15 protein-coding genes are annotated in these 16247 nt (G+C 62.8%); 11 read left to right on the forward strand and 4 right to left on the reverse strand.

Features of this window, described 5'->3' with window-relative positions; all coding sequences use genetic code 11:
* Nucleotides 1-413 precede the first annotated feature (413 nt).
* The 5 genes from ASG25_RS07440 to ASG25_RS07460 all read left to right on the forward strand — a co-directional run bounded on the left by ASG25_RS07440 (nt 414) and on the right by ASG25_RS07460 (nt 5860).
* Complete coding sequence (locus tag ASG25_RS07440; protein WP_082479961.1) at nt 414-1772, forward strand: extracellular solute-binding protein; 1359 nt, start codon at nt 414-416, stop codon at nt 1770-1772.
* Nucleotides 1773-1848: 76 nt separating this feature from the next.
* On the forward strand, nt 1849-2739 hold the full coding sequence (locus tag ASG25_RS07445) for a sugar ABC transporter permease (protein WP_062471334.1): 891 nt from the start codon (nt 1849-1851) through the stop codon (nt 2737-2739).
* A 7-nt stretch (nt 2740-2746) separates the two neighbouring features.
* Nucleotides 2747-3634, forward strand: coding sequence for an ABC transporter permease subunit (locus ASG25_RS07450; RefSeq protein ID WP_062471336.1), 888 nt, complete (start codon nt 2747-2749; stop codon nt 3632-3634).
* Nucleotides 3635-3689: 55 nt separating this feature from the next.
* Nucleotides 3690-4847, forward strand: coding sequence for a sn-glycerol-3-phosphate ABC transporter ATP-binding protein UgpC (gene ugpC, locus ASG25_RS07455; protein ID WP_082479962.1), 1158 nt, complete (start codon nt 3690-3692; stop codon nt 4845-4847).
* A 74-nt stretch (nt 4848-4921) separates the two neighbouring features.
* Nucleotides 4922-5860, forward strand: coding sequence for a TIM barrel protein (locus ASG25_RS07460; RefSeq protein WP_062471342.1), 939 nt, complete (start codon nt 4922-4924; stop codon nt 5858-5860).
* A 127-nt stretch (nt 5861-5987) separates the two neighbouring features.
* On the opposite strand, the gene ASG25_RS07465 is transcribed toward ASG25_RS07460, so the two are convergent.
* A complete protein-coding gene (locus ASG25_RS07465; RefSeq protein WP_062471347.1) occupies nt 5988-6791 on the reverse strand; it encodes an alpha/beta hydrolase in 804 nt (267 codons plus the stop codon).
* Between the two features lie 212 nt (nt 6792-7003).
* Between ASG25_RS07465 and infC the strand changes: the two genes are divergently transcribed.
* Nucleotides 7004-7540, forward strand: coding sequence for a translation initiation factor IF-3 (gene infC, locus ASG25_RS07470; protein WP_082475557.1), 537 nt, complete (start codon nt 7004-7006; stop codon nt 7538-7540).
* Nucleotides 7541-7668: 128 nt separating this feature from the next.
* On the opposite strand, the gene ASG25_RS07475 is transcribed toward infC, so the two are convergent.
* Both ASG25_RS07475 and ASG25_RS07480 read right to left on the reverse strand, forming a co-directional pair.
* A complete protein-coding gene (locus ASG25_RS07475; protein ID WP_062471351.1) occupies nt 7669-9213 on the reverse strand; it encodes a glycosyltransferase family 39 protein in 1545 nt (514 codons plus the stop codon).
* Nucleotide 9214: 1 nt separating this feature from the next.
* Complete coding sequence (locus tag ASG25_RS07480; RefSeq protein WP_062472389.1) at nt 9215-10198, reverse strand: glycosyltransferase family 2 protein; 984 nt, start codon at nt 10196-10198, stop codon at nt 9215-9217.
* Nucleotides 10199-10357: 159 nt separating this feature from the next.
* On the opposite strand from ASG25_RS07480, the gene ASG25_RS07485 reads away from it, so the two are divergent.
* From ASG25_RS07485 to pheS, 4 genes are all read left to right on the forward strand, one after another.
* Entirely contained in the window at nt 10358-11308 is a 951-nt protein-coding gene (locus ASG25_RS07485; protein WP_062471355.1) for a lysylphosphatidylglycerol synthase domain-containing protein, read from the forward strand.
* A gap of 181 nt (nt 11309-11489) precedes the next feature.
* Nucleotides 11490-11693 carry a 50S ribosomal protein L35 gene (gene rpmI, locus ASG25_RS07490; RefSeq protein WP_029620731.1) on the forward strand — a complete coding sequence of 68 codons (204 nt, stop codon included), beginning with the start codon at nt 11490-11492 and terminating at the stop codon, nt 11691-11693.
* A gap of 37 nt (nt 11694-11730) precedes the next feature.
* Complete coding sequence (gene rplT, locus ASG25_RS07495) at nt 11731-12135, forward strand: 50S ribosomal protein L20 (protein ID WP_062471358.1); 405 nt, start codon at nt 11731-11733, stop codon at nt 12133-12135.
* Between the two features lie 104 nt (nt 12136-12239).
* On the forward strand, nt 12240-13325 hold the full coding sequence (pheS, locus tag ASG25_RS07500) for a phenylalanine--tRNA ligase subunit alpha (protein WP_062471361.1): 1086 nt from the start codon (nt 12240-12242) through the stop codon (nt 13323-13325).
* Between the two features lie 201 nt (nt 13326-13526).
* Here pheS and ASG25_RS07505 read toward each other — a convergent pair whose 3' ends face one another.
* Nucleotides 13527-13742 (reverse strand): hypothetical protein, encoded by a 216-nt coding sequence (locus ASG25_RS07505; RefSeq protein ID WP_062471364.1) that lies wholly within the window; start codon nt 13740-13742, stop codon nt 13527-13529.
* Here ASG25_RS07505 and pheT point away from each other — a divergent pair.
* Nucleotides 13741-16173 (forward strand): phenylalanine--tRNA ligase subunit beta, encoded by a 2433-nt coding sequence (gene pheT, locus ASG25_RS07510; protein WP_062471367.1) that lies wholly within the window; start codon nt 13741-13743, stop codon nt 16171-16173. The genes ASG25_RS07505 and pheT overlap by 2 nt on opposite strands.
* Nucleotides 16174-16247 lie beyond the last annotated feature (74 nt).

The raw sequence follows: 16247 nt of genomic DNA on the forward strand, positions 1-16247 counted from the left end.
CCGTGTCCCCGCTGAATTCTGACAACAACGCCGGCTTCGCGTCTTCTAGGCTGCGCGCACCGCTCTAATCGTTAACAGAAAGTTAACAGGCTCCTTCCCCTTGCGTCAATCTGAAGATTCGAGGATCGATTCATATGGTTAAAATGGGAGACAAATTCGCACCACCCGATGCAAGCCATTGAAATATCACATTTAATTGGATGGGACTTGTCTCACCGCGGGAGGTTAACGCGCCCTGAAGCTTTTTCCGGACAGCAGAACGCCTCCGTCACGCTGCAGCGCAGCATTCCAACCGTCATCATTCCGTAAAGGAAACGACGCCTGCGTGTCATGGCCGGCTGCTAGCAGCGGCGTGGATTTATCCGAGGCAGCGACCCGGATAGGCCTTCACGTCCCTGCAAGAGGCACAAGCGATGAAACCCTCCGTTTTCCCCTTCGTCCTGACCGGCCTTCTGGCGGCCACGACGCTCACCGCCACCACCTTGTCGGCCACCTCGGCTCACGCGGAAAAGACCAGGTTCGAGTTCTGGTACGGCCTGACGGGCGATCTCAGCGATCGTGTTCAGGAGGCCTGCTCGAAATTCAACCAGTCGCAGGGTGACTTCGAGGTCGTCTGCACGTCGCAGAACGCTTATGACGCAACGCTGCAGAACACGATTGCCGCCTATCGCGCCAAGAAGCAGCCGGCCATCACCCAGATCTACGATGCCGGCACGCTGGATCTGATGCTGTCCAAGGCCTTCGTTCCGGCCAAGACGCTCATGGCCGACAATGGCTACAAGATCGACTGGGACAACTATTTCAGCGGCATCGCCAATTACTACGCAACGGCATCGGGCGAGCTGAACTCCTTCCCCTTCAACTCCTCCACAGCCATGTTCTATTACAATGTCGACGCCTTCCAGAAGGCCGGCATCGACTTCAAGCCGGATACATGGGAGCAGGTCGAAGAGGCCGCACGCAAGCTGAAGGCTGCCGGCTATGATTGCCCGATGGGCATGAACTTCGACACCTGGGCGACCATGGAGCAGTTTTCGGCCATCCATAATCAGCCGATCGCCACACAGGCCAATGGCTACAAGGGTCTCGACGCCGAAGTCGTCTTCAACAAGACGCGGTTCGTCGATCAGGTCAAATTCCTGAAGAGACTGGCCGACGAAAAGCTGGTGGTGATCAAGACCAAGCAGCTCGGCATGGACGTGGTTCCCGCCTTCACCTCGCAGACCTGCCAGATGATCCAGACCTCGATCGCCGATCACGGCACGATCGGCAGGACGCTCCCGCAGGGCGTGAAGTGGGAGGTTGCCATGCTGCCCGTCTGGAACGGCACCGAGCGGCAGAATTCTCTGGTTGGCGGCGCGTCACTCTGGGTCATGGCTGGGCTTCCGCAGGCGCAGTACAAGGGCGCGGCGGCCTTTCTCGCCTATCTCGGCACGCCGGAGATGGCGCAATGGTGGTCCACCGTCACCGGCTATATCCCCGTCACCAAGACAGGTTTCGACGCGATGAAGGCCAACGGCTTCTATGACAAGGCGCCCTACAAGGGACGTGAACTGGCGATTGCCAGCCTGACCTACACGCCGACCTCGGAGAACACCCGCGGTATCCGCCTCGGCGGTTTCACGCAGATCCGCAAGGAAGTCGGCACCGCGCTGGAAGCGATCTTCATGCAGAATGCCGACGTGCAGACCGCTCTCGACCAGGCCGCCGAGCGCAGCAATGCGGTCCTGCGCCGCTTCGAAAAGACCTATTCCGGACAGACGTTGAACTAACCCGCTGCCATCGTCGAGCCTGCCGCTCCGTTGCGGCAGGCTTCTCAGCCTCATGCCAACTGCCGGAACTCCTCTCATGGACAAACGCGCCGTCTTTCGAAGCTGGTGGCTGCCGACCGCCTTTGCCCTGCCGCAGCTTGCCCTCATCGTGCTGTTCTTCTACTGGCCAGCCGTTGCGGTAGTCCGCTGGGCCTTCACGCTGGAGCCCCCGTTCGGCGGCTCTGCCGAGTTTGTCGGCCTCGCCAATTTCCGTGAGGTCTTTGCCGACCCGCTCTATTGGAATTCGGTTCTTGTCAGTCTTACCTTCGCCCTCGCCGGCACGCTCAGCACGATCTTCATCGGCCTTGTGCTGGCGCTGGCGGTCGATCGGCAGTTGCCCGGCTCGGGGGCCGTCCGCTTTCTCTATATCCTTCCCTATGCGATTGCGGGTCCGGCTGCGGGCTTGGCCTTCCGCTTCATCCTGTCGCCGGAGCGCGGGTTGATGGCCTCTGTCAATTCCGTCTTTCCCGACTTTTGGAATCCGGCGAGATATGGCAGCCATGCGCTGATCCTCGTCATTGTCGTCTTTGCCTGGAAATGGGCCGGCTACACCTTCATCTTCCTGCTGGCCGGGCTGCAATCGGTGCCGACGTCACTCACAGAAGCCGCCGCCATGGATGGTTCGGGGCCGATCCGCCGGGCGATCGACATCCAGATCCCGCTGCTTGCGCCAACCCTTTTCTTCCTTTCCGTCGTCATGATGACCGAGGGTTTCGTGGGGGCAGACACCTACGGCATTGTCGCCCGCACCACGGATGGCGGTCCCAATCATGGTACCGACGTCATGGTCTATCGCATCGTCGAGGAAGCCTTTCGCGGCCTCAACTATTCCGGCGCTTCTGCGCAGAGCATCGTTCTCATCGGCCTCATCATGATCTTCACCTTCATCCAGTTCCGCTTCATCGAGCGGCGCGTACACTACAAGTGAGGCGGCCGTGATCCAGCGCACACCCTATGCCGACGCCTTCACCTACGGTCTCATGGCCCTCGGCTTCCTCCTCTTGATCGGCCCCTTCGCCGTGATCGTGGCCGCAGCCAGCCAGACGATGCAGCAGGTCAATGCCGTGCCCTTCAACTTCCTGCCGCAGAACCAGTTGATCGCCAACATGACGGCCGCCTGGACGCGGGCGGACCTCGGCACAGCCATGCTGAACAGCTTCGTCATGGCGAGCCTCGTTACCATCGGCAAGGTTGCGCTGTCGGCGCTCACCGCCTTCTCGATCGTTTTTTTCCGCACGCCGCTCAAGCACGTCTTCTTCTGGATCGTCTTCATCACGCTGATGCTTCCGCTCGAGGTCCGCGTCGTCCCGACCTATGCGGTGGCCGCGGATCTGTTCGAGCCGATCCGCCTGGCGATCGCCTGGGCGACCGGCATCACCGTGTCGGTCGAGTGGAACCTGCTCAATTCCTACGCCGGGCTGACGCTGCCACTGGTGGCGACGGCTACCGGGACTTTTCTCTATCGCCAGTTCTTCCTCACGCTTCCGGACGAACTGGCCGAAGCCGCGCGCATGGACGGATCAGGTCCCGCCCGCTTCTTCATCGACATGCTGCTCCCGCTCTCGCGCACAAACATGCTCGCCCTCACCACCATCATGTTCGTCTATGGCTGGAACCAGTATCTCTGGCCGCTGCTGATGATCACCGATCCCGCCTACAAGACGACCATGATGTCGCTGAGTTCGCTGGTGCCGCACGAAAATGCCCTGCCGGACTGGAACGTCACCTTGGCCGGCGCCCTCATCATCATGCTGCCGCCGCTTCTCGTCGTCGCCGTCCTCCAGCGCTGGTTCGTCCGCGGTCTCGTCTCCAGCGAGAAATGATCCTTTATCCGGCAAACGGCCACTTCAAAGCGGCACCCACAGAAAGGCTTCACCCATGGCTGACATCACCATTCGGGCCGTCCGCAAATCCTACGGCAAGACCGCGACGCTTCACGGCATCGACCTTGCCTTCGCCTCGGGCGAATTTGTCGTTATCCTCGGCCCTTCCGGCTGCGGCAAGTCCACGCTGCTGCGCATGATTGCCGGCCTCGAGGACATCACAGGCGGCGAAATCGAGATCAACGGCCGCGTCGTCAACAAGCTCGAGCCGCGCGAGCGGGGCTGCGCCATGGTGTTTCAGAACTATGCGCTCTACCCCCACATGACGGTGGCCGACAACATCGGCTATGCCCTCAAAGTGGCCGGCGTGCCCAAAGCCGAGCGCCGGCCACGCATTGCGGAAACGGCGCGAATCGTGGGTCTTGGTGACTATCTCGCACGCAAGCCGGCCGCCCTTTCGGGCGGGCAGCGTCAGCGCGTCGCCATGGCGCGCGCCATCATCCGCGAGCCCGGCGTCTTCCTGTTCGACGAACCGCTGTCGAACCTCGACGCGACGCTGCGCGTCACGATGCGCGCCGAGATCCGCAAGCTGCATCAGCGGCTGTCGGCCACCTCCGTCTTCGTGACCCATGATCAGGTGGAGGCGATGACACTGGCCGACAAGCTCGTCGTCATGAACAAGGGCCATGTGGAGCAGGTCGGCCAGCCGCTCGACATCTATCATCGTCCGGCGAGCACCTTCGTCGCCTCGTTCATCGGCGCGCCGCCCATGAATCTCATCGACTGCAGCATCGATGCCGCTGACGCCGTTGCCCGTCACGAGCACCTGGCGATCCCGGTGCCCCCGGCCATTGCGGCCGCGCTTGGCGGTCGCCAGGTGACGCTCGGCATCCGCCCGGAAGAATGCCGCGTGCTGCCGGCCGGACAGGGTCAACCGGCCCGCGTCGACTTCGTCGAGGAGCTCGGCTCGGGACGGATCGTGCACGTCGCCTTCGGCAGCCGGATCTTTGCGGCCGCCATCCCGCCTGATATTCGTCTGGCGCCCGGCGACCTGATCGGCCTTGCCCTGCCGCCGGCGCAACTGCACGTCTTTCACCGCGAGACCGGCAAGCGGCTCGACGTGACGCATTCGGCAGGGCGCCTTGGGCTCGGCCCGGAGAATGACCGCGTGAACGAGCAGGAGACCGGGCTGAGAGCCACGGAAGCTGTTTGAACGACAGATCATCGACATCCTCAGCGGGCGTGCCCGCGAGCAAACCTCTTCAGGACACAGAGAAAGGCTCCGCCATGAAGGACATCATTTCCGCCGTCGGCTTCTGCAACCGGACCGGCAAGGGGGACCTGTCGGTTCTCGACGCCTCGCTGCGCGAGATCGCCGAAACCGGCGCCAACGCCTGCGAGATCGGCATCTACGGTGAAGAGATCATCGCCGGCGGCCGGATCATCGAGGACCGGACCCGCAGGGTTGCCGAGATCGTGCGACCGTATGATTTCCACAAACTCTCGCTGCACGGGCAAATCGTTTCCAATTTCATGGATCGCGAGCATCTGCACCTGCAGAAGAAAGTCGTCCGGGCGATGCTGGAGCTTTGCGACCGGCTCGGAGCCGGCATCCTCGTGCACCATTCGGGCGCAGCCCTTCTTGGGCCCGACGAGACCGGGGCGAATCTTGATCGGATGGAACGCGATGCGCTGGCCGAAATGGGCGAGGTCGCTCGCGGCTATGGTGTCCGCATCGTGCTTGAGAACATCTTCACAACGGAAAGCGGCCAATATCGCCAGACGCCGCGCCAGGTGGCCGAAACGGTGCGGGCAATCGGCTCCGACAATGTCGTGGCACTGATCGACTTCTCGCACGCCTATATCGAATCGACCTTCAAGGGGCTCGATTTCCGCGAGGAGCTCCGTGCCATGGCGCCGGTCGCCGGCCATCTGCACGTGCATGACAGTTTCGGCCTGCCCTATACGAAGAAGACCTTCTACCACACGGCGGAGGCGACCGCGCTCGGCATCGGCGATCTGCACCTGCCGATTGGCTGGGGCGACATTGCCTGGGACGAGATCTTCTCCGAGCTGACCTTCCTGCCCGACACGACGCTGATCATGGAGATCGATTCCGGCCGGTTCATGGACCAGCAACCGGCCTGCCTGTCGCATGCCCGCAAGCTTGCCACGCTGGTCAACGAACGTGCCGCTGCCGGAACGCGCGAGGCTTTGCGCGCCTAAAGCGCGTTGCGTGAAAAAGGATTCACGCAACGCGCTTTACGGTCTTGTCGGGATGCATGTCGCTTCCCGAAACCACTGCACAGTTTCGGGCGACATGCATTCGTCCGGCGGGCCGTCGCCGGACCGGTCACGCCGTCGCCATCACCCCATCAATGGCAGCGAGGATGCGCTCGATGTCCTCCGGTCGGGAAAGGCGATGATCGCCGTCACCGATGAGCGTCATCACGACGTCATCGGCCGGCAGGTGCTCCATCAGCTTCAGGGCATGGGAGAAGGGCACATCGGGGTCCGCCATGCCCTGGAGGATATGGATGGGGCATCCCGTCTCGATCATGCCGGACAGCACGACGTTGTCCCGTCCGTCTGCGATCAGGCCGGCAGTATAGATATTGGCGTCGGGCCCATATGGCGTCGGCTCCTCGAAATAGCCGCGCTCTGCGAGCGAGGCCCGCTCTGCCTCCGTCAGGTTCGGCTCGATCAAATCGACGGTGAAATCCGGCGCCGGGGCAATAAGCACGAGACCGGCGATGCGCGTCTCCTCCCCCCGCGCGCGCAGCACCTGAACGGCCCGAAGCGCAATCCAGGCGCCCATCGACGAGCCGATGAGGATCATCGGTCCGTGGACGGCGTGGTCGATCACGGCGAGGCTTTCTTCGAGCCAGCGCGAGATGGTGCCGTCGCGGAAGGCGCCGCCCGAGGCGCCATGGCCGGAGTAATCGAGCCGAAGGCAGGCGCAGCCGGTTTCACGGGCATGGCGCTCGATCTCCACCGCCTTGGTGCCGCTCATGTCCGAGCGGTAGCCGCCGAGCCAGACGAGCGTAGGCTTCGTCGCGTCGGTGCCGCCCTGCAGGATGTAGGCGATGCGCCGGGCGGTGCCGTCGTTTCCGACATCGAGGGTCTGAGGCTGGACAAGCTGGGGGGTAAGCGACATATCCGTTCCTTCCGGGGCGACGCATCAACAGAAAGCGGCCGAATTTCTTCTAAAACAGATTTTGCGGGCGCATGACAGGTGGTGATTTTCTTTCCGACCTGTGGTAAAGACGTCGCCTCAAACGATCCAGGCAATCCCGCGGCCAGCGCCGCTTTCGGATCCTGCCTCGTCCACCATCAAGACGTCGTCAACAACTCGAGGAGAGTACGACCATTCGCAGACCTTTCAAAACTGATGCCCCGGTCAAGGACGGCCCCCGTTCCAACAAGGAGATCCGCGTTCCCCGGATCCAGCTGATTGATGCCGAGGGCGGCAACCAGGGCATCGTGCCGACCGACCAGGCACTTCGCATGGCAGAGGAAGCCGGCCTCGATCTCGTGGAGATCTCGCCGAACGCCGAACCGCCGGTGTGCAAGATCCTCGATCTCGGCAAGATGAAGTACGCGACCCAGAAGAAGGCCGCCGAAGCGCGCAAGAAGCAGAAGATCATCGAGATCAAGGAGATCAAGATGCGTCCGAACATCGACACTCACGATTATGAGGTGAAGATGCGCGCGATGAACCGCTTCTTCGAAGAAGGCGACAAGGTCAAGGTGACGCTGAAGTTCCGCGGCCGTGAAATGGCGCACCAGGAACTCGGCATGAAGCTTCTGCTTCAGGTCAAGGAAGACACCACGACCATTGCCAAGGTGGAAGCCGAGCCCAAGCTCGAAGGCCGCCAGATGATGATGGTGCTCGCACCGAGATAATGCCGTCGGGCTGCAGGCAGGCTGCCGCAAGGCCGCATGTCGTCATGGCCTCGACCATTTTTCAAAAGCCGTTCGCGACCTCGTCCCGGACGGCTTTTTGCTGGCTCGAGGTTAAACGCGACCCCGGCCTACGGGCTATCGGCGGCGCTGCCTGAAGGCGCCGACGGGTATACCCAGGCATAGCGGATATGGTAGAGATCCCCCGGCCGGCCGTAATAATAGGGTCTCGCGATGTCCTGCGCGGCGATCGGCCCGGCAGGCGCGTTTCCGGTGGCGGCGCGGACATAGGCGTCATGCCAGGCCCGCAATGCAGGATCGAGCGGCGCATCCGCTTTCCCGTCGTCGCGCCAGACCATCAGCAGCGGATGCTCGGCATCGAAGGTGATCGGCGGCTCAAACGTCTCCGAACCCGGGATCGTTACCGGGATATCGGGTGCGTTCAGTCTCAGATTGCCCGCCATCTGCTCCTCGACCGTCGCGATCAGGGTCGGGCGATGCCGACCCGTCGACAGGATCGCCTCGATCGCAGGCTGGTAGGGCACATTGATCTTCTTGTAATCGCCCGTCAGCCGCGCAGCGGGCACACGCAGGAAAAGCACCAGCGGCACCACGAGCATGATGAACATCGCGATGCGGCCAAAGTGTTTTGGCGCCGGCCCGAGCGGCTGGTCCAGAAGATCGATCTTCAGCGCGAGATAGACCGGCAGCAGGAAGAAGAACGGCGTCAGCCACCGCGCCTTGATGTGTGACGCGCCCCCGACCACGATCAGCAGGACAAGCGCAAGGACGAGCACCGCGAAGATATGGCCGATCAGCCGCGACCAGGAGCTCTGCAAACGCCAGGCGGCGCGCCATTGCCGGCCGAACACCGCCGCAAACAGAAGGATGGTGGCGACCGAAAACGCGGCCAGCGCCTGTACCAGGGACAGGAGGCCTTCGCCGATCTGAACCAGACGGCCGGTATCCTCATCCTGCATCAACTTGTCGAGCGTGCGGCCCGTGGCCGTCTGGAGATGATCGAGGAACCACAGTCCGTGCGGCGCGGCGATCGCAAGGGCGACGACCGCCGTCAGGACAAGGCGGACATCGAAAAGGCGGCGCCGGAAAACCGGATCCAGAAGAACGGCGACGAGGGCTGCGACCGGCAAGAGGACGAAATTGTATTTCGCGATGACGCCGATGCCGATGGCGAGACCGGTCAGCGCATAATGGGGAGCGGTCGGCCGCTGCAAGGTCGTGACCAGCGCATAGACGAAAAGACAGGCCGCAAAGAGGACGGCCACGGTATGGGTCAGGTCCCGCTGCGCCTCGAAGACGATCTGCGGAATGGTCAGCATGCCGAACACGGCGATGACGACAAGAACGGGATTGCGGATGATCCGGGCGGCCATCATGCTGACCAGCGCAAAACACGCAAACAGCATCGCGTTCTTGAGAATCGACAGCGCCAGAAGCGTATTGCCAAACAGCTGGACGACGCCGTATTGCAGCCAGTTGTAGAATGGCGGCTGGCTGTCATAGCCGAGCGCCAGACCCTGTGCCAGAAACAGCTGCTGCCCTTCGTCAAGTTCCAGCGAATGCGGCAGCGCCAGCCGCAGCAGCAGGTTGACGGCAAAATAGAGCGCAAACAGGCCGTAAAGCCATCCGCGGTTCCGCGACAGGGACTCCACCATGTCAACGGTCCCGTTCGTAGACCTTGCGGACGATATAGCTCGCCTCGCTTCCAGAGGTCCGAACGAGCATTTCCGCCAGGACGCCGGTGGTGATCATCTGAACGGCGGCGATGAACAGCATGAAGGCGGTGGTGAACATCGGCCGTGTTCCGATATCCTGCCCGAGAACGAACTTGGCCCAGGCGAGATAGACGAACATCAGAGCACTGAGGCCGCCGAAGAGAAGGCCGATCGAGCCGAAAAACTGTGCCGGACGTTGGCGAAAGCGCATGAAGAACATGACGGACAGGAGATCGAGCACCACCTTGAAGGTTCGCGATATCCCGTATTTCGAGGTGCCGAACTGGCGCGGATGATGGTCGATCACCATCTCGCCGATCCGCGAGGTCGGGACCACGTTGGCGACCCAGGCCGGGATGAAGCGATGCATGCCGCCGATGATCAGGACATGTTTGAGAATTTCGGTCCGGTAGAGTTTCAGACCGCAGCCATAGTCGTGAATATGGACGCCGGTAATTCTCCGGATCAGCCGGTTGGCAATCCAGGAAGGAATGAGCCGCAACATCAGGCCGTCCTGCCGTGTCTTGCGCCAGCCGCACAGAAGGTCAAGTTCGCGGGCCTCCAGCGTCTCGATCATCTTTGGAATGTCGTAAGGGTCGTTCTGCAGGTCACCGTCGAGCGTGGCGAGAAGACGGCCACGCGCTGCATCCATGCCGGCCTGAATGCCGGCCGCCTGGCCGAAATTGCGCTGGAACGCAATGATCCGCAAATCCAGGCCGGGCCGGTCCAGCTGCTTGCGGCAGTTGAGCAGCGTTGCATCGGTGGAACCGTCATCGACAATGATCAATTCCCACGGCTTGTCGAAATCTTTCAGGGCATCGCAGATCCGGTCGAACAAGGGCGCGATATTGTCCTCCTCGTTGCAGACCGGAATGAGAACCGAAAGCTCGACCTCCGCCTCGCGGCGGACGTCAGCCCCTGGCATGATCTCGGTTTCTGAAGAGGCTTCCTGCACGTGATGCTCCGGACATATCTGTTCTTACCCGCGCATCTGTTATAGCAGGCACTTACCGAGAGCAATCCGCTGTCAGTCTCAGCTTACGGGCGAGAGCGGCGCAAGGTCCAGGAACCAAGGTTCAAGAGCATGCAGGCCTTCCAGAAGCGCCATCGCGCACCGCTGATCACCCTCGGCGTCATCGGTCTTTATGCCGGCTTCCTCCAATGGTTCCTCGGATGGGGCGACATCCTCTCCCGCTGGCAGGCGGTGGGACCGGGCACAGGGATGATGGCGCTGGCGCTGCTTGTGGCCACCTATTTCATTCGCACCCATCGTATCCAGGACTACTTCCGCCACGAGACGAAAGGACGGTTCGTTGCCCTCTTCAGGGTGACGCAGATCCACAATCTTCTCAACATCATGATGCCGCTGCGCACCGGCGAGACCAGTTTTCCGCTGCTGATGCGCTCGGAGTTCGGTGTGCCGCTGGCCCGGGGCGCCGCATCGCTGCTCGTGTTGCGCCTGCTTGATCTTCATGCGCTTCTCGCCTCAGGCGGCATCGGCCTCGTGGCGACCGCGAGGCAACCCGCGATCGCAGGCGCGCTGTGGGCGCTGTTTCTTGTCCTGCCGCTCCTCCTGTTTTTTCTGCGTGCACGCCTCGTCGCCCTTGCAACGCGTAGGCTTCCCGCACGGTTGACCGGGCTCATCAACGACATCGACGCCGGCATCCCGGCAGACCTCGGCGGGTTCGGCAGAGCCTGGTTTCTCACGGTCTTCAACTGGGGCGTCAAGATCGCGGTGCTTGCCTGGGTGCTGGCCCTGATGGGCGTCGCCCCGCTTGCGGCGAGTGTCGGGGGAGCACTGGGCGGCGAGATCTCCTCGATTCTTCCGGTCCATGCGCCTGCGGGCGTGGGAACCTACCCCGCCGGCATCGCGGCCGGTGCCGCGGCACTCGGTGCATCGCGGGCGCCGGGCGCGCTGGAGACCCTGACTGCCGCCAGCGTCAACACGCATCTGCTGGTGGTCGTTTCCGCCCTCGTCGGCACCGCGATCTCGCTGATCCTGCCGCTTCTCTCCCGCAGGCACGCTGTGCATTGACCTGCGCATGGCTTCTGCGTCGGGCATCGCGCGGAGAATCCCGTACCGGGCCTGTTGCTCTTTTTCCTGCCTGCGGTTATAAGCCGCCGTCCGAACGGTCCGGCAGGGCATGCCGTGGCCGTTCTTTTACGCTCGAGGAGACCTCGTCAGTCACCTCACATAATCAGAATGGAGTAGCAAAATGCCCAAGATGAAGACGAAGTCCTCTGCCAAGAAGCGGTTCAAGATCACCGCGACCGGCAAGGTCGTAGCAGCTGCCGCCGGCAAGCGCCACGGCATGATCAAGCGGTCCAACAAGTTCATTCGCGACGCCCGCGGCACGATGGTGCTGGCCGAGCCCGATGGCAAGAAGGTCATCAAGAACTACCTGCCCAACGGTCTCTGAGACGTCTGGCACTTTTGGATTTTAAGGAGATCATACCATGGCACGTGTAAAGCGCGGCGTAGCCGCTCATGCAAAGCATAAGAAGGTTCTGAAGGCAGCGAAGGGCTTCTACGGCCGTCGCAAGAACACGATCCGTGCAGCCAAGGCTGCCGTCGATCGTTCCAAGCAGTTCGCCTACCGCGACCGCAAGGTCAACAAGCGCAACTTCCGTGCGCTCTGGATCCAGCGTATCAACGCCGCTGTCCGCGAGCATGGCCTGACCTATGGCCGCTTCATCGACGGCCTGAACAAGGCCGGCATCGAAGTCGACCGCAAGGTTCTGTCGGACATGGCCATCCATGAAGCCGCAGCTTTCGGCGCGCTGGTCGAAGCCTCCAAGTCGGCTCTGGCCTACCTGAAGGACGCCGGCACGAAGAACGAGTTTGAAAGCGCGGTCAAGTAAGCCAGCGCTTCCCTGACGACTGAAGACTTTGGGAAACCCGCGCTGGCAGGCTAGCGCGGGTTTTTCCGTTTTTGAACACGCCCCACCGACAAGGCAGAAGACGAATGAGCGACCTCGACACTTTGCAAAGCACTCTTCTCGGCGAGATCGCCTCTGCCGACAGCGAGGCCGCGATCGAGGCGGTGCGTCTTTCCGCACTCGGCAAGAAGGGCTCGATTTCCGAACTGCTGAAGACGCTGGGCACGATGACGCCGGAAGAGCGACAGACTCGGGGCGCGGCGATCAATGCGCTGAAGACCGTCGTCGGCGAGGCGATCACAACCCGCAAGGCGGATCTGAAGGACGCGGCGATCGCCGAGCGCCTGGCCCGCGAGACCGTCGACGTGACCCTGCCGGTGCGCGCCTCGCCGGCCGAGCGCGGCCGGATCCACCCGATCAGCCAGATCACCGATGAGATTACCGCGATCTTCGCCGACATGGGTTTCTCGATCGCCGAAGGTCCGGATATCGAGACGGACTACTACAATTTCACGGCACTGAATTTCCCCGAAGGCCACCCGGCGCGTGAGATGCACGACACGTTCTTCTTCCCGCCGGACGAGAGCGGCGCACGCAAGGTGCTGCGCACGCACACCTCGCCCGTGCAGGTGCGCACGATGGAGGCGCAGAAGCCGCCGATCCGCATCATCATCCCCGGCAAGACCTACCGGCAGGATTCCGACGCCACGCATTCGCCGATGTTCCACCAGGTCGAAGGCCTTGTGGTCGACACCAAGGCGAATGTCGCCAACCTGCGCTGGGTGCTTGAGGAATTCTGCAAGGCCTTCTTCGAGGTCGACACGGTCACGATGCGCTTCCGCCCCTCTTTCTTCCCCTTCACCGAGCCGAGCTTCGAGGTCGATATCCAGTGCGACCGCTCCTCGGGTCCGATCGTCAAGTTTGGCGAGGGCACCGACTGGATGGAGATCCTGGGCTGCGGCATGGTGCACCCCAACGTGCTGCGCGCCGGCGGTCTCGATCCCGACGTTTACCAGGGCTTTGCCTGGGGCATGGGTCTCGACCGCATCGCCATGCTGAAATACGGCATGCCGGACCTGCGCAATTTCTTCGATGCCGACGTCCGCTGGATGTCCCATTACGGCTTCCGCCCGCTCGACATGCCGACGCTGTTCGGGGGGTTGAGCGGGTGATAGGCTGAAAAAACGTCACGCGCGAAAGGAGGACGGGATGAATGTTCCTGCAGAGTTCCTGGCCCACCGATCCATCGCAGCCTCTCCTTTGGGCATGTCCCGGTCACGCCTTGAACATGAACGCGGATGACATGTCTCACGAAGGCGATGAAGACTGAGATGGACCACGGACGAATGCGCTGACGCGATCACCGTTGAAGATCATGCCGTCTTGAAAACGCTCGGCCCTTTGATGTTCTGCCTGAAGGAAGAACGGCATCGGGCCGGCGATCCGGCCCGGACAAAGCGCTTTTTCCTCTCGTTGAGGCCGAGGCACTTCTTAGCGATGCAGAACGCGTCATCGATCTGCTCGACCAGTTGCAACCCGCAGACTGCCGATTGCTGGCAACGTGTCTGCTCTTCAAAGAGCGAAATCATGAAATTCACACTCTCCTGGTTGAAGGACCATCTCGAAACGGATGCCGCGCTCGACGAGATCTGCACGCGGCTGACAGCGATCGGGCTTGAGGTCGAGCATATCGACGACAAGGCGGCGTTCCGGCCGTTCGTCATTGCGAAGGTGCTGTCGGCGGAAAAGCATCCCCAGGCCGACAAGCTGAAGGTGCTGATGGTCGACACAGGCGCCGGGCAGCCGGTCCAGGTCGTTTGCGGTGCGCCCAATGCGCGCGCCGGCCTCATCGGGGCTTTCGCGGCGCCGGGCGCCTATGTTCCCGGAATCGACGTGACGCTGTCCGTCGGCACCATTCGTGGCGTCGAAAGCCGCGGCATGATGTGCTCGGAGCGCGAGCTGCAGATCTCCGACAGCCATGACGGCATCATCGACCTGCCGGCCGACGCGCCCGTGGGCACGAGCTTTGCCGCCTATGCCGGGCTCGACGATCCGATCATCGAGATCAACCTCACGCCAAACCGACCGGACTGCACCAGCATCCATGGTATCGCGCGCGATCTCGCGGCATCCGGCTTGGGCACGCTGAAGGCGCGGCCGGCGCCGACATTCCGGGCGGAGGGCCAGACCCCTGTCGAGGTCAAGCTCGACCTCGGTGCCGACGTCAATCTTTGCCCGGGCTTTTCACTGCGCCTCGTGCGGGGCGTCAAGAACGGACCGAGCCCTGCCTGGATGCAGAAGCGGCTGATCGCCATCGGTCTACGCCCCATCAACGCGCTCGTCGACATCACCAACTACATGACCTTCGACATGGGCCGGCCGATGCATGTCTTCGACGCAGCCAAGGTCAAGGGCCATCTCACGGTGCGCCGTGCCCTGGACGGCGAGACCGTCCTGGCGCTCGACCAGCGCACGTACAAGCTGACGCCCAGCCATGTCGTCATTGCCGACGAAACCAGGGTGGAGTCCATCGGCGGCGTGATGGGCGGCGAACATTCGGGCTGCGACGAGACCACCACGGACGTCCTGATCGAGTCCGCCCTCTGGGATCCGATGAACATCGCCCGTACGGGCAGAAGCCTCGGAATCATCACCGATGCGCGCTACCGCTTCGAGCGGGGCGTCGATCCGGCCTACATGCTTCCCGGCCTCGACCGTACCACCGAACTGGTTCTGGAACTCTGCGGCGGTACGCCGGCCGAGGCCCATGTCGTGCAGGGTCCGAACACCGATCCGAAAACCGTTGATTTCCCCGTGTCCGAGGTCAAGCGCCTGACGGGGCTTGATGTCGGCGCGGAGGAAAGCGTCGCGATCCTGCGCGGGCTCGGCTTTGGCGTCGAGAACGGGGCAGACGCCGGGCGGTTCCGGGTCACAGTGCCCTCGTGGCGTCCTGATGTCGACGGCAAGGCGGATCTGGTCGAGGAGGTCATGCGCATCCACGGCGTCGATCACATCCGTCCGGTGCCGCTCGCGCGGGACGTCTCGGTCAACACGCGCATCCTCACGCCGCTGCAGATCCGCACGCGGCTGGCCAAGCGGGCGCTCGCTGCCCGCGGCATGCTGGAGGCCGTGACCTGGTCTTTCATCCCCAAGGCCCACGCAAGCCTTTTTGGCGGCGGCCAGCCGGCGCTGGCACTCTCCAATCCGATCGCGGCCGACATGTCGGACATGCGGCCGTCGCTGCTGCCGGGTCTCCTGACGGCGGCGCAGCGCAATGCCGACAAGGGCTACGGCGACGTTGCGATCTTCGAGGTGTCCGGCACCTATGAAAATGATCGGCCGGAGGGTCAGCGACGCGTGGCCGGCGGCATCCGTCGCGGTACGGCGGGCCTTGCAGGTTCAGGCCGCGCCTGGTCGAATGCCAGAAGCGGCGGCGGCAAGCCGGTGGATGTCTACGACGCCAAGGCCGATGCCTTGGCGGTGCTTGAAGCCTGCGGCGTCCCCATGGCCAATGTGCAGATCGAGGCGGGCGCCCCCGCCTGGTTCCATCCGGGTCGGTCCGGCACCATCAAGTACGGCCCGAAAATCACGCTCGGCGTCTTCGGCGAGTTTCACCCGAAAACGCTGGAGGCTCTCGACGTCTCCGGCACGCTGGCCGGCTTCGAGGTGTTCGTCGATGCCTTGCCAGAGCCGAAGAAGAAGGCCACCCGCACCAAGCCGGCGCTCGAGCTTTCGCCATTCCAGGCGGTGAAGCGCGACTTCGCCTTCGTCGTCGATCGTTCGGTTGAAGCGGCGGCCATCGTCAAGGCAGCCTCGGGTGCCGACCGCAAGCTGGTCGCGGGCGTGACCGTCTTCGACGTGTTCGAGGGCGCGTCCCTCGGCGAGAACAGGAAATCGGTCGCCGTCGAGGTCGTCATCCAGCCGGCAGAACGCACCCTGACGGACGAGGACTTCGAGGCGCTAACCGCAAAGATCGTCGCGAACGTCATGAAGACCACCGGCGGCGTACTGCGCGGGTAAAGCAAGCGCCCGCCGGGCCGTCTCGCGATGTTTCCTCAAGCCCCCGGCAAGCCTTGCTTTCCGGGGGCTTTCTT

It is taken from the genome of Rhizobium sp. Leaf384 (genome assembly GCF_001424065.1).
In the GTDB taxonomy this organism is placed as follows: domain Bacteria; phylum Pseudomonadota; class Alphaproteobacteria; order Rhizobiales; family Rhizobiaceae; genus Ferranicluibacter.

What these genes read in the sequence shown, in the direction of transcription:
- ASG25_RS07440 (WP_082479961.1), top strand. Translation starts at nt 414, where the DNA reads ATGAAACCCTCCGTTTTCCCCTTCGTCCTGACCGGCCTTCTGGCGGCC.
- ASG25_RS07445 (WP_062471334.1), top strand. Translation starts at nt 1,849, where the DNA reads ATGGACAAACGCGCCGTCTTTCGAAGCTGGTGGCTGCCGACCGCCTTT.
- ugpC (WP_082479962.1), top strand. Translation starts at nt 3,690, where the DNA reads ATGGCTGACATCACCATTCGGGCCGTCCGCAAATCCTACGGCAAGACC.
- ASG25_RS07460 (WP_062471342.1), top strand. Translation starts at nt 4,922, where the DNA reads ATGAAGGACATCATTTCCGCCGTCGGCTTCTGCAACCGGACCGGCAAG.
- ASG25_RS07465 (WP_062471347.1), bottom strand. Translation starts at nt 6,791, where the DNA reads ATGTCGCTTACCCCCCAGCTTGTCCAGCCTCAGACCCTCGATGTCGGA.
- ASG25_RS07475 (WP_062471351.1), bottom strand. Translation starts at nt 9,213, where the DNA reads ATGGTGGAGTCCCTGTCGCGGAACCGCGGATGGCTTTACGGCCTGTTT.
- ASG25_RS07480 (WP_062472389.1), bottom strand. Translation starts at nt 10,198, where the DNA reads ATGCCAGGGGCTGACGTCCGCCGCGAGGCGGAGGTCGAGCTTTCGGTT.
- ASG25_RS07485 (WP_062471355.1), top strand. Translation starts at nt 10,358, where the DNA reads ATGCAGGCCTTCCAGAAGCGCCATCGCGCACCGCTGATCACCCTCGGC.
- rpmI (WP_029620731.1), top strand. Translation starts at nt 11,490, where the DNA reads ATGCCCAAGATGAAGACGAAGTCCTCTGCCAAGAAGCGGTTCAAGATC.
- rplT (WP_062471358.1), top strand. Translation starts at nt 11,731, where the DNA reads ATGGCACGTGTAAAGCGCGGCGTAGCCGCTCATGCAAAGCATAAGAAG.
- pheS (WP_062471361.1), top strand. Translation starts at nt 12,240, where the DNA reads ATGAGCGACCTCGACACTTTGCAAAGCACTCTTCTCGGCGAGATCGCC.
- pheT (WP_062471367.1), top strand. Translation starts at nt 13,741, where the DNA reads ATGAAATTCACACTCTCCTGGTTGAAGGACCATCTCGAAACGGATGCC.
- ASG25_RS07505 (WP_062471364.1), bottom strand. Translation starts at nt 13,742, where the DNA reads ATGATTTCGCTCTTTGAAGAGCAGACACGTTGCCAGCAATCGGCAGTC.